Below are 13588 nucleotides of genomic sequence, written 5' to 3'. Positions count from 1 at the left end.
ATTAACACCCATGGTTATAAATAGCCTTCAGTGTGTGAAATAGATCACAAACTCGGCCCCACAGTAGGGAAAGAAACCTCAGCCTCATGTTTACTTCATGGCAACGAAAGAAAGCATCGATTTCAACAAATAAGCTATTCAGATTTACTTTCGCAGCAAAACAGGATGTTCGTACTCTAGGTGAGAAAAATGAATCGTACCGATGGTGACAACAATCAGGAATTATTGCAGCAACTGAAAAATATTGTTGGTGAGAGTTACCTTCTGACAAAAGAGCGACAAACCAAACGTTACCGGACCGGATTCCGTTCGGGTCAAGGGGAAGCTCTGGCCGTTGTTTTCCCCGCAACGCTAATGCAGCAATGGCAAATACTGCAAGCCTGCTTGGCCGCAGATAAAATCATTATTATGCAGGCAGCCAATACAGGCCTGACGGAAGGATCCACTCCCAGTGGAAATGATTACGATCGCCAGATTGTTATTATCAACACGCTGCGACTCAATCAGATTCAGTTATTGAATAATGCCGAACAGGTGATTGCTTTCCCCGGCAGTACGTTGAATGAACTGGAGAAACGCTTAAAACCCTTTGGTCGCGAACCCCACTCCGTTATTGGCTCATCCTGTATCGGTGCTTCGGTTATTGGCGGCGTTTGCAATAATTCCGGCGGTTCACTAATACAACGTGGCCCGGCTTATACGGAAATGGCACTTTTTGCTCAGATAAATGAGCATGGCGAACTTCAATTAGTTAACCATCTTGGTATCCATCTGGGTGACACGCCGGAAGATATTCTTTGGCGTTTAACCCGTGCCGATTATGGCCCGGAAGATATTGGTCATGGCGAGCAGAAAGCCTCGGATCATGATTATGTTGAACGAGTGCGAGATGTGGATGCCGATACGCCGTCGCGTTTTAATGCTGATAAACGGCGCTTATTTGAAGCCTCCGGCTGCGCAGGAAAGCTCGCAGTTTTTGCCGTCCGTTTAGATACTTTCCCAGCGGAGTCTCAGCAACAGGTATTTTATATTGGCACCAATGACACCAAGGTGCTGACAGAATTACGTCGTACTATTTTACGTGATTTTAAACACTTACCGGTTGCAGGAGAATATATGCACCGGGACGTTTTTGATATCGCCGAAATTTATGGCAAAGACACTTTTATCATGATCAATTCTATGGGTACGGATAAGATGCCGACTTTCTTTACCCTAAAAGGAAAGATCGATGCCCGACTGAATAAAGTTCCTTTTTTGATCAACAATATCACCGATCGTGTCATGCAGGGCTTCAGCCGTATTTTGCCTAGCCATCTTCCTAAACGCCTGAAAAGCTACCGAGATAAATATGAACATCACCTGATGCTGAAAATGTCCGGTCAGGGAATAGCGGAAGCTAACGAGCATTTACGTCGATTTTTCGCAACGGCGGAAGGTAACTATCTGGTTTGCACCGCTGACGAAGGAAAGAAGGCCTTTTTACATCGTTTTGCCGCCGCCGGTGCAGCAGTTCGTTACCATTCAGTTCATAGCGATAAGGTCGAAGATATATTGGCTTTGGATATTGCTCTGCGCCGCAATGACGATCAGTGGTTTGAAACCTTGCCTGAAGAAATAGACCGCCGTTTGGTAGCAAAACTCTACTATGGTCATTTTATGTGTCACGTTTTCCATCAGGATTATATTGTCAAGAAAGGCGAGAGTCCGCAGGAAATCAAAGATAAGATGTTAGAAATTCTGCAGGCGAAAGGCGCTGAATACCCCGCCGAACATAATGTTGGCCATCTCTATTTGGCTAAACCTGAATTAAAGGCTTTTTATCAGGCAATAGATCCAACCAACAGTTTTAATCCAGGGATAGGAAAAACCTCAAAACATAAGTGCTGGCGTTAGTAAGGTTTGAGCTATCTTTCAGTCAAGTCTTAAAAATCAGTATGATTGGTAAGAAGTACCGCGAAATGGAAAAAGATAAACTATAGTGAGATCACATTGCCAGCCTGGGTTGGCGTTATTTTCACTCTCTTTGAGGGGAAACAAATGAAGATTATATTATGGATTATCGCGATAATTTTTATTGTCGGCCTGCTGACTATTACCGGTGTCTTCAAGCTTATTTTTTAAAGTTGGTTGAATTCGCGGTTATCCTACCGCGAATTCATTTTAATCCGTTAAACACCTGCATCCTGCGTATTCCTGCCTCTTAATCTTCTATCATTCAGATACTTTCGCTAAACGTCCCTGAGCATCTTTTTGCTGTCGATAACTTTTAGCCGCACCTGGAATGGGCGCTGCTTTGCCGGTTTCAAGCCAACTGCGTAATCGGTTAGCATCAGCAAAATGCGTATATTTACCAAAAGCATCTAATACCACCAAAGCGACCGGACGATTATTAATGACCGTGCGCATCACCAGACAATGCCCCGCCTCATTAGTAAAACCCGTTTTTGTCAGCTGAATATTCCACTTATCGTTATAAACCAGATGATTGGTATTACGGAAAGGTAAGGTGTAATTCGGATTACGGAAAGTCGCCATTTTTTCAGTAGAGGTACTCAACTGACCAATGAGCGGATACTGCTTACTGGCCAGCAGCAACTTACTGAGATCGCGCGCAGTAGAAACGTTCTGGGTTGATAGCCCTGTCGGTTCTACAAAATGGGTATGGGTCATGCCTAAGGATTTGGCTTTAGCATTCATAGCAGCAATAAATGCACTATACCCACCGCGATAATGGTGAGCCAAACTGGCCGCGGCGCGATTTTCGGATGACATTAATGCCAGTAATAACATGTCCTTACGGTTTATTTCGCTATTGACTCTCACTCGCGAAAATACACCTTTTAATTCTTTAGTTTGATGAATATCAACTGAAATAATCTCATCAAGCGGCTGTTTGGCATCCAGAGCCACCATCGCGGTCATCAGTTTAGTGATTGAGGCAATGGGTACTACGTGGTCAGGATTATTACTATAAATAACTTTGTTGGTTTTTAAATCGACAACCATCGCGCTGCCAGAGGCTAACTCCAACGGAGCTGCCTGTTGTACGCCAGCACTGGTGGTGGCGAAACTCGTCACAGGAACGCTCAAGGCCGTAGCCGATAAAATAAACAGACTTAATATTGATAAACGTATTTTCACATGCATATGGATTGGCTTAGGTGACGTGGGTTGGACTCCAAGCAGTATAAGTTACCCATATAAACTGCGCATCAGACATTCTTTAAATCATTGTTACAAAGATTTAAAAGGGTCGCTTACGATTATTGACAATCGCGCGACTAACATAAAAAAACGTTCTCTGAATATCGTTAATTTCCATTAGTTATTCTAATAGCAAAGAAGATATAGCCTTATTGAAAGTTAAGTTATTCCTAGATGAACATTAAACAAAAAAACAAATCTAAGTTAAATTAAGTCACTATTTCCATTTATAAAAAACACATTTAAACAATCACTAAACAGAAAGGAGAAAGCACTTGAACACAGACGCGTAATTATAATAATGACAAATTGATTTGCAATTATAAGAGTAAGGTTAGTTCTAAATGACATATGGCAGTGACGATAACTACAAGACCGGCGCAATATTATTTATATTAATTTACAGCGTAATATGGATTGCGATCTCATCTAATCTAGATCCGGCTGTTCCCTACGATGCCGTAGAGTCCCTGAATTGGGCGAATAGCCTCGAATTTGGCTCACCGAAAAATCCCTATATCGTTGGCGCAGTTACGGCTATAGGTCTACTCATCAACCCACTGATAAACCTTGCGTTATATTGGTATGTTTCGCATTTTACCGTTATTGCCGTCGGTTTATGGGGTGTTTTCCTTCTGAGCCGAAGACTGTTTGGCAGTTACAAAATCGCATTTTTCTCTATGCTCGCGCTAAATTTATCTGGCGTTATCAATTTTGATATAATTTCTTATAATGACAATTATCTACTTGTGATGTTTTGGCCGTACTTATTCTTATTTTTCGTTGAATCTATTTATGATAATAAAGCTTACTGGTATGCCTTAGCTGTCGTTTGCGGGTTAGCCGCCATGTCAAAATACTCCAGCTTTGCATTTTTTCCGTTTATGCTTATTTATGCCTTCTCGACGAAAAAAGGACGAGAATCCTGCAATAGCAAAGAGTTCTATCTTTCGTTATTACTATTTTTACTTATTATCGCCCCCAATATTTTTTGGCTTTATCAGCACGACTTTGCCGCCTTCAATTGGGTTGATTCACAAATAAACGCGGGACTTAACAGTAAAGTACTGGTTTCCGCTCTTGTGGTTTTCTACCCCATTATCATCATCATTCTGCTACTCAAAATGCTGAATGCCACATTGGTACAGCCGGACTCAGACGAAAAGAAAGCCGTTCTTTTCGTGTTTACCCCGCCACTTATACTGATATTCGGCTATTTCCTGTTTAACAGCGGGGGACGAATCACCGAATGGTTACAGCCTTTTACCGTATTATCCCCTGTTATCGCTCTTTGCTTCCTTAATGTCGAACGAGTGAAATCCTGGCGAGGCATCAATCTATCTCTGTTAATTGTCGCGGCTGCGGTTTGTCTGGGTTACGCGACAGTGTTGTATAAAGATATTCGCGGCGCAGGCAGCAAATTTAACTATATCCAACCGCTAAGCGCCGAAATTAATCAAATCTGGCGAGATAAATATCAAGTTCCACTTCGCTACGTCGGCGGTGGCTATTTCTCACAGTGGCTGACTTTCTACGCCCCAGACCGTCCCCTTATGGCGGAAAAATGGTCTAATAATGAAAAACCTAATCTCTACACCCCCAATATTTCAGAAAAAGAGATTTCCCAAGCCGGTGGTTTATTTCTGAGTTCGCTGAATTCTTCCTGTCAGGATGCTGATTTTCAGCATGTTCTGCGTTCCTTCCCAGGCTTGCCTATTTCCGAGATGAATGACTATGTTTTTGTTACCCGGCAGGGAAAAGAAATGAAGTGGTGCCTAGCTTTTGTCTCGCCCGCAGAACAATCTTCACAATAAAGGATACGTACTGACTCAGCCCATGGTTATACCATGGGAAAAAGTCATCGCTAGCGGCAAAAAAGCTTATGCTTGGCACATCAGGCAAAGCATAAAGAAAAGGCACAATACAATGATGCTTCATCAGCACCCGAAAATCGCTACCACGGTGGAAAAACGGGCCATTCAGGTTAGTAATCTGGATAACAAACAGCTAAGTTCAGCCCCTGAGAACCTAAGCACAATGTCAGGATTACAACAGCTCAGCCTGTACAATAACTGCCTGACAGCGTTTCCCGAAGAGATTATCTCATTGCAGAAGTTGCAGGTACTTAATTTATCCTGCAACAACATTCCATCGATACCGGCCAGTATCGGCGAATTATCGTCGCTTTGCATGTTAGATCTCGGTCATAACCGTATACAAAACCTCCCTCAAGAACTCGGGAGGTTAAAACAGCTGGAATATCTTTATATCAGCGATAATCATCTGAGTGATTTGCCCGCAACTTTGGCTGAGCTACAGCATTTGACCTATCTAAATGTGACCGATAATCAGCTGGAAGAAATTCCCTCAGCTATATTTTCTCTCTCAGCATTGAAAGAGCTTCGACTGTATAACAATGCGATTAGAGCTATACCTTCGGCCATAGGGCACCTTCATCAGATACAAGAGTTGCATTTGATGAAGAATAAAATTGCTTCAATCGCTCCTGAAATTGCCGCCCTGAAGCAACTACACGTGCTGGATATTTCAGATAATTGTCTGGATTATTTACCTAATGAGTTTTGTGTCCTGCCCCAGCTAACTGATGCTAATTTTCGCTTTAATCAACTCTCCCAGCTACCAGAAAACTTTGGCGCACTGAAAAATCTGCACAGTCTGGATTTACGCGCCAATAAACTTTCCACCCTGCCGGAAAGCTTCTCAGAATTGAGCCAGTTAAAGCGCTTGGATTTACGCTGGAATAACTTCTCCGAATTGCCAGAAGTACTCGCCCCGTTTATTGCACGAGGCTGTCTGGTACATATCTGATATTGTTTGCTGGAAGGAGGCGTTTCACGTAGCAGGGGTTTTGTTCGGGTCAATGTTATGCCGTTAGCAAAAATCCGTTAACGGCATATAGCTTGCGCGATGTCCTGCGAGGTTTTCAGCGCGCGAATTTCAGTAAATAGCTCGGTAGCTTCGTCATATTCTTTACGTAAATATCCTAGCCACTGCTTAATTCGGGCTACGTGGTACAGACCGGTGTCACCCTGCTTTTCCAGATGAACATATTTTTGCAGCAGCTTCACCACCTCGGGCCAAGGCATTCGAGGTTCGTTATATTTCACCACCCGACTCAGGTTCGGGACATTTAACGCGCCGCGCCCTAGCATCACCGCGTCACAGCCGGTCACTTTGATACATTCCTGCGCGCTGGCGTAATCCCAGATTTCGCCGTTAGCAATAACAGGAATAGTGAGCCTGCGACGTATATCACCTATCGCCTGCCAGTTAATACGATCGGCCTGATAGCCCTCTTCTTTGGTTCGCCCATGAACCGCCAGTTCAGTGGCTCCAGCCTGCTGTACAGCATCGGCAATTTCGAACTGACGATCGCTCGAGTCCCAACCTAAACGGATTTTTACCGTCACAGGTAAATGAGCGGGCACCGCTTCGCGCATCGCTTTAGCCCCTTGATAAATCAGCTCAGGATCTTTCAGTAAAGTCGCCCCACCGCCGCTACCGTTGACCAGCTTTGACGGGCAACCGCAGTTCAGATCCACGCCGTAGGAACCGAGTTCGACCGCGCGTGCGGCATTTTCAGCCAGCCATTCTGGGTATTGGCCTAATAATTGAATACGAACTAATGTGCCAGACGGAGTGCGGCTTTGATGATGCAACTCAGGGCATGAACGATAGAAGGATTTGGCTGGCAGCAACTGATCGACCACCCGCAAAAACTCGGTGATACAGAGATCGTAATCATTCACTTCGCTTAATAATTCGCGAACCAGTGAATCCAGAACGCCTTCCATCGGTGCCAAAAGTACCCGCATGACCTGATTACCTGCCTGCTGAAAAATAAGGTGGGAATATCTGCATCAAAATACCCCCTAAAAAAGACCGGCAATGATACGAGCGAACCTTGCGACAAGACAAGAAATAACGCGAATTTAGCCCGGAATAGCCGAATTTAGGACAAAAAAAACCGCTCGGCAATGAGCGGTTTTCCCTAAGCTCGAACGATTTACTCGCCCGGTTTACGGCTGCCCGGACGTGATGAAGGTGGCGCTGAACGGCGCTGACCGTCACCCTGACTGCGAGGTTTGCTGCTGTTGCCGCGGCTATCACCACGGCCGGCAACTGCACCGCCCTGTGAGCGGGTGGCACTGCCACGGCCCATACCAGGACGGGAAGCACCGCGTCCCTGACGACCGTTTTGGATCGGCTCAGCTCTGATGCTTGGGTCCGGCTCGTAGCCTTCAAGTGCGATACGTGGAATTTCACGTTTCAGCAGACGCTCGATATCACGCAGCAGTTTATGCTCATCGACGCAAACCAGAGAGATCGCTTCACCGGTACGTTCCGCGCGGCCTGTACGACCAATACGGTGCACGTAGTCTTCCGGTACGTTTGGCAGCTCATAGTTAACAACGTGCGGTAACTGATCGATATCCAAGCCACGAGCGGCGATATCAGTCGCTACTAATACGCGGATTTTACCGTCTTTAAAGTCGGCCAGCGCGCGAGTACGAGCGCCTTGACTCTTATTACCATGAATAGCGGCGGCAGTAATGCCGTCTTTATTCAATTGTTCTGCCAAATGGTTAGCACCGTGTTTGGTTCGGGTGAACACCAATACCTGCTGCCAATCCTGGCTGCCAATCATCTGAGAAAGCAGTTCCCGCTTGCGGTTTTTATCCACAAAATGAACGCTTTGGGTGATTTGCTCAGAGGCAGTGTTACGACGCGCCACTTCAACGGAAGCTGGGTTGTGCAGCAATTTACTGGCCAGCCCTTTGATTTCGTCGGAGAAGGTCGCAGAGAACAGCAGGTTCTGGCGTTTTGCAGGCAATTTAGCCAACACGCGACGAATATCGTGAATAAAGCCCATATCCAGCATACGGTCGGCTTCATCCAGCACCAAAATTTCGATTTTAGACAAATCAACCGCGTTCTGATGTTCCAGATCCAGTAAACGGCCCGGAGTAGCGACCAGAATATCGACGCCTCCGCGCAATTTCATCATCTGCGGGTTAATGCTCACACCGCCAAAGACCACCAGCGAACGTAATTTAAGGTACTTGCTGTACTGTTCGACGTTTTCGCCGATTTGTGCAGCCAGTTCACGCGTTGGGGTTAAAATCAGGGCACGTACCGGACGGCGGCCTTTGATCGGCTGCGCGGTATCATTGAGCATTTGCAACAGCGGCAAGGTGAAACCAGCGGTTTTACCAGTACCGGTTTGAGCGCTGGCCATTAAATCACGGCCTTGCAGCACTACAGGGATCGCCTGACGCTGAATTGGCGTCGGCACGAGGTAGCCCTGCTCTTCAATTGCACGCAGGATATCGGCGTTTAAGCCGAGAGTATCAAATGACATATTACGAGAAACTCCAGATCTTCCCCATCCTAACAATTCAGTCAGGTGCAGTTTCAAGGGAAGATGATCAGACGAGGTATTAAATGAGGCTTTACCACGAGGATTGGCACAAACTGCAGTGCACCATTGAGGCGGATTATATCAGATTTTTGTGAAAACATGAGATATTTAAACAATCAGATGAATTTATAGGTAAAAACTGTAGAAAAATTGCCTTACGCCAGTCAAAGATCCTTTCCTATTCCCCATCTTTACAGGCCTATACTTATGGCCTAAAGTTAATCATATGATTGATTAATTTATTTCCAGCCTAACCATAAGGCTTTAGCGTAAATTCATTCTATCCATAAGGGAGACTTTATCATGCCCCATTCCAACGTTCCGGTAACGTTGCGCGGTGAACAGGCACGGCAACAGTTACTGCGCGCCGCCACCGAGCTGTTTGGGGAATTGGGTTTGAAAGGAGCGACCACTCGCGATATTGCCCAGCGAGCAGACCAAAATATTGCTGCTATTACCTACTACTTTGGTTCCAAAGAAAAACTCTATCTGGCGGTAGCGCAGCAGATTGCGGATTTTATTCGTCAGGCTTTCGTGCCTCTGGCGGCCGAAATTGACCAGTTTTTGCAAACGCCGCCATCCGAGCAATGCGCTGAACGACAGTTACATTATGTGCGACAGGGTGTGCTGCAATTCAGCCATTTAATGACTCAGCCGGAAACCATTAATCTGAGCAAAATTATGGCTCGGGAACAGCTTTCCCCTACCGAAGCCTATCCATTGATTCATCAACAGGCGATTGCCCCACTACACCATAAACTTAATTTATTGTTGGCGAATTACATTGGCGCTGACGCTCTTGCTACCAAAACCATCATTCATACCCATGCATTATTGGGCGAAGTATTGGCATTTCGCATGGCGCGGGAAACCATACGCTATCAGGCGGGTTGGAACGACATTGGCAATGCCGAAAATAAGTTAATAAATCAGGTGCTTATCGAACATATCGACCTTCTTCTCAACGGGCTGCGGCATCAGGCGGCGCAGCAATAATTACATGTTTGCAGGTAGGGAATGTTATGAATCGCAAGAGTATTGCAGTGATAGTCGTCGTTATCGCCGTCATTGCGGCGGCACTATATGGATGGAGCTACTATCGCCAACAGCAAAATGGAACGCTCACTCTGTATGGCAACGTTGATATTCGCACGGTGAATCTGGGCTTCCGTGTCGGCGGTCGTCTGGCCTCACTGGATGTCGATGAAGGCGATAAAATCCAGCCGGGTCAACGTCTTGGTCAGTTGGATGAGGGCCCGTATAACAATGCGTTAAATCAGGCGAAGGCTAATCTTGCCAGCGCGCAAGCGCAGCTCGCGCTGTTGAAAGCCGGTTATCGAGCGGAGGAAATCGCACAGGTAAAATCCGAAATGGCGCAAAAAGTAGCAGCCTTTAACTACGCCGATAGCTATTTAAAACGTCAGCAGGGTTTGTGGTCAAGAAAAGCCACCTCCGCTAACGAGTTGGAAGATGCGCGTACGTCACGTAATCAGGCGCAGGCTGCGCTGCAAGCGGCCAAAGATAAACTGGCCCAATTCCTGAGCGGCAATCGCCCGCAGGAAATTGCTCAGGCTGAAGCCAATGTCGCACAGGCGGAAGCTGAACTGGCGCAGGCTCAATTAAACCTGCATGACACCACGCTAACCTCACCTTCTGCCGGGACTATTTTGACCCGGGCCGTTGAACCGGGCACCATTTTGTCTGCCAGCAACACCGTATTCACCCTGTCGTTAACCACTCCGGTCTGGATTCGCGCCTATGTGGATGAGCGCCATTTAGGTCAGGCAATACCGGGCGCGGAAATCGAAGTGTATACCGACAGCCGGCCCAATAAGCCGTATCACGGTAAGATAGGTTTCGTTTCTCCAACCGCGGAATTCACCCCGAAAACCGTTGAAACGCCCGATTTACGCACCGATCTGGTCTATCGCCTGCGCATTATTGTTACCGATGCCGATGAAGAATTGCGTCAGGGTATGCCGGTGACTATTCGCTTCTCACAACCTTAATCGAGAGGCATTGTCATGGCTGAAGTACAGCATTTGATTACTCTGGATGGGGTAGAGAAAACCTTCCCTGGACTGGATCATCCGGCCGTGGCCAGTTTAACCACGGAAATACGCAGCGGTGCAGTTACCGGATTGGTAGGCCCGGATGGCGCAGGGAAAACCACTCTGCTGAGAATGCTAGCCGGACTGTTGAAACCCGGCAGTGGCCAGCTTTCAGTGGTAGGTCTGGACCCAATTAAAAACGATCGCCAGTTGCATTCAATTCTTGGTTATATGCCGCAAAAATTCGGGTTATACGAAGATTTGACGGTGATGGAGAACCTGACGCTGTACGCCGACCTGCGCGGTGTCACCGGCGAGCAACGACGTCAGACTTTTGATCGTCTACTCAGCTTTACCGATCTGACGCGCTTTACCGATCGATTAGCCGGAAAACTGTCCGGAGGGATGAAGCAAAAACTCGGTTTAGCCTGTACTTTGGTCGGCCAACCTCAGGTTTTACTGCTGGATGAACCGGGCGTGGGGGTTGATCCTATTTCCCGCCGAGAACTGTGGCGCATGGTGCACGAACTGGCCAGTGACGGCATGCTGATTCTCTGGAGTACCTCCTATCTGGATGAAGCCGAACAGTGCCGTGAGGTGCTACTGCTTAACGAAGGTAAATTGCTATACAGCGGTGCGCCTCAAGATCTTACCCAACGTATGAGCGGCCGCACTATTCTGCTGTCAGCGCAAAACGGCACTAACCGAAAACTTTTACAGCGGGCATTAACGCTACCGCTGGTCAGCGACGGAGTCATTCAGGGTAAATATGTCCGTTTGATTCTTAAACCCGATGCCGATCGCCAACAGCTCTTGCAGCAGTTAAACCAGCCAACCACTGAGATTCAAGAGGCCGATCCGCGCTTTGAAGATGCTTTTATCGATCTGCTCGGCGGTGGGCCAGAAAGTGAATCCGCTTTAGCGAAAATCATGCCGACGGTCAGCGGCGATCACACTGAAACCGTGATTGAAGCTCAGAGGCTGACGAAAAAATTTGGCGATTTTGCCGCAACAGATCACGTTGATTTTCAGGTAAAACGCGGTGAAATCTTTGGGCTGCTCGGCCCTAACGGGGCGGGGAAATCTACAACATTTAAAATGATGTGTGGGCTATTGGTTCCCAGTGAAGGTAAAGCGCTGGTACTGGGCATGGATTTGAAAACCAGTTCAGGCAAGGCACGCCAGCATTTGGGCTATATGGCACAAAAATTCTCGCTGTATGGCAACCTGACCGTCGCGCAGAATCTGAAGTTTTTCTCCGGTGTTTATGGCCTGCAAGGCAAGGTACAGCGGGATAAAATCCGTGATATGACCGAAGCCTTTAACTTTACGTCGATTCTCAATCAAACGCCGGATTCTCTGCCGCTAGGGTTTAAACAGCGTTTGGCACTGGCTTGCGCACTGATGCATGAACCAGACATTCTGTTTCTGGACGAACCCACGTCCGGGGTCGACCCTCTGACTCGCCGCGAATTCTGGTTACATATCAATGGCATGGTTGACAAAGGCGTCACCGTCATGGTCACCACGCACTTTATGGATGAAGCAGAATATTGCGATCGTATCGGTCTGGTTTATCGTGGGAAAATCATCGCCGCCGGAACGCCAGATGAGCTGAAACAGCAGGTCGCCCGCGACGATAACCCTAATCCTTCCATGGAACAGGCATTTATCGAGTTAGTACAAAACTACGATAAGGAGCAGAGCCATGTCTGAGCACCCTGCCGCTCCGATAGATAACAGCGAAACCTATCAGGATACCGGTTTTTCCTGGCGACGCCTGCGAGCGTTGTGCCGCAAAGAAACCCGACAAATTTTACGCGATCCCAGTAGTGGCCTGATCGCTTTTGTCATCCCAATCATGCTGCTTTTTATATTCGGCTACGGTATCAATCTGGATTCCAGCAAACTACATGTCGGCATTTTGATGGAGCAGCAAAGCAAGCCGGCACAGGATTTGGCCAACGCCTTTACCGGCTCGCCTTATATTGCCGCCCAAATCAGCGATAACCGTCAGGCGCTGATTCAGGCAATGCAAGCAGGGAAAATTCGCGGGCTGATCGTTATTCCCAATGATTTTGCCCAACGGCTGGATCGCCCATTAGATACGTCTCCAATTCAGGTGATTACCGACGGCAGCGAGCCTAATACGGCCAACTTTGTGCAAGGTTATGCGCAAGGAATTTGGCAAATCTGGCAGCAACAACAATCGCAAAATCTAGGGCAAACCAACGCACCACTGATTGATGTGCAGTTGCGCTATTGGTTTAACCCAGCGGCAATTAGCCAGCACTTTATTATTCCCGGTGCGATTACCATTATTATGACGGTAATCGGGGCTATTTTGACCTCGCTAGTGATTGCCCGCGAATGGGAGCGCGGAACCATGGAAGCCCTGCTCTCCACGCAGGTTACGCGTAGCGAGCTATTGCTTTCCAAGCTTATTCCCTACTACTTCCTCGGTATGATCGCCATGGTGCTGTGTATGGCGGTCTCGGTATTTATCCTCGGGGTGCCTTATCGCGGCTCTCTGTGGATTTTATTCGTCATGACCAGCCTGTTTCTGGCCAGCACTTTAGGCATGGGGCTGCTGATTTCTACCGTGACTCGCAACCAGTTTAACGCAGCCATGGTGGCGCTGAATGCGGCATTTCTGCCATCAATTATGTTGTCCGGTTTTATTTTTGAGATCGATAGTATGCCTGCGATAGTCCGGGCCGTGACTTATATCATCCCCGCTCGTTACTTCGTCAGCAGCCTGCAAACCCTGTTTTTAGCCGGAAATATCGGCACAGTGCTGTGGATTAACCTGTTATTCCTGATCGCTTCGGCCATTGTGTTTATCGGCCTGACGGCGTGGAAAACCCAACGCCGACTCGACTGAGCA

The 13588-nt window shown here is 47.3% G+C and carries 11 protein-coding genes; 8 read left to right on the top strand and 3 right to left on the bottom strand.

The features are described from left to right. Positions 1 to 189: 189 nt before the first annotated feature. Both dld and PL78_RS21160 read left to right on the top strand, forming a co-directional pair. Positions 190 to 1896: a D-lactate dehydrogenase gene (dld, locus tag PL78_RS01840; protein ID WP_064512631.1), complete on the top strand. Its 1707-nt coding sequence runs from the start codon at positions 190 to 192 to the stop codon at positions 1894 to 1896. Between the two features lie 144 nt (positions 1897 to 2040). Further along, the gene (locus PL78_RS21160; RefSeq protein ID WP_017346848.1) at positions 2041 to 2124 is read left to right on the top strand and encodes a small membrane protein YohP; all 84 of its coding nucleotides are present in this window, start codon (positions 2041 to 2043) and stop codon (positions 2122 to 2124) included. A 90-nt stretch (positions 2125 to 2214) separates the two neighbouring features. Here PL78_RS21160 and pbpG read toward each other — a convergent pair whose 3' ends face one another. Continuing rightward, positions 2215 to 3150, bottom strand: coding sequence for a D-alanyl-D-alanine endopeptidase (gene pbpG / locus PL78_RS01835; RefSeq protein WP_064512630.1), 936 nt, complete (start codon positions 3148 to 3150; stop codon positions 2215 to 2217). A gap of 401 nt (positions 3151 to 3551) precedes the next feature. Between pbpG and PL78_RS01830 the strand changes: the two genes are divergently transcribed. Both PL78_RS01830 and PL78_RS01825 read left to right on the top strand, forming a co-directional pair. Beyond that, positions 3552 to 5021: a glycosyltransferase family 39 protein gene (locus PL78_RS01830; protein WP_064512629.1), complete on the top strand. Its 1470-nt coding sequence runs from the start codon at positions 3552 to 3554 to the stop codon at positions 5019 to 5021. A 112-nt stretch (positions 5022 to 5133) separates the two neighbouring features. Next, positions 5134 to 6036: a leucine-rich repeat domain-containing protein gene (locus PL78_RS01825; RefSeq protein ID WP_064512628.1), complete on the top strand. Its 903-nt coding sequence runs from the start codon at positions 5134 to 5136 to the stop codon at positions 6034 to 6036. 77 nt (positions 6037 to 6113) lie between these two features. Here the strand turns inward: PL78_RS01825 and dusC are convergent, their stop codons facing one another. Both dusC and rhlE read right to left on the bottom strand, forming a co-directional pair. After that, positions 6114 to 7043 (bottom strand): tRNA dihydrouridine(16) synthase DusC, encoded by a 930-nt coding sequence (gene dusC, locus PL78_RS01820; RefSeq protein WP_064512626.1) that lies wholly within the window; start codon positions 7041 to 7043, stop codon positions 6114 to 6116. Positions 7044 to 7234: 191 nt separating this feature from the next. Continuing rightward, the gene (rhlE, locus tag PL78_RS01815; protein WP_064512624.1) at positions 7235 to 8590 is read right to left on the bottom strand and encodes an ATP-dependent RNA helicase RhlE; all 1356 of its coding nucleotides are present in this window, start codon (positions 8588 to 8590) and stop codon (positions 7235 to 7237) included. A gap of 363 nt (positions 8591 to 8953) precedes the next feature. Here rhlE and PL78_RS01810 point away from each other — a divergent pair, with 363 nt between their 5' ends. From PL78_RS01810 to PL78_RS01795, 4 genes are read left to right on the top strand one after another with little or no spacing between them, the layout of a single operon-like run. Further along, the gene (locus PL78_RS01810) at positions 8954 to 9646 is read left to right on the top strand and encodes a transcriptional regulator (RefSeq protein ID WP_064512622.1); all 693 of its coding nucleotides are present in this window, start codon (positions 8954 to 8956) and stop codon (positions 9644 to 9646) included. Positions 9647 to 9672: 26 nt separating this feature from the next. Further along, positions 9673 to 10659 (top strand): secretion protein HlyD, encoded by a 987-nt coding sequence (gene hlyD / locus PL78_RS01805; RefSeq protein WP_064512620.1) that lies wholly within the window; start codon positions 9673 to 9675, stop codon positions 10657 to 10659. Between the two features lie 15 nt (positions 10660 to 10674). Next, a complete protein-coding gene (locus PL78_RS01800) occupies positions 10675 to 12417 on the top strand; it encodes an ATP-binding cassette domain-containing protein (RefSeq protein ID WP_064512619.1) in 1743 nt (580 codons plus the stop codon). Further along, positions 12410 to 13585, top strand: a complete 1176-nt coding sequence (locus PL78_RS01795) for an ABC transporter permease (protein ID WP_064512617.1) — start codon at positions 12410 to 12412, stop codon at positions 13583 to 13585. Before PL78_RS01800 ends, PL78_RS01795 begins: the two co-directional genes overlap by 8 nt. The last annotated feature ends 3 nt before the right edge of the window (positions 13586 to 13588 follow it).

Source organism: Yersinia entomophaga (assembly GCF_001656035.1).
GTDB classification, from domain to species: domain Bacteria; phylum Pseudomonadota; class Gammaproteobacteria; order Enterobacterales; family Enterobacteriaceae; genus Yersinia; species Yersinia entomophaga.
Note: the sequence above shows the minus strand (reverse complement) of the source record. Positions and strands in the feature narration are given on the sequence as shown.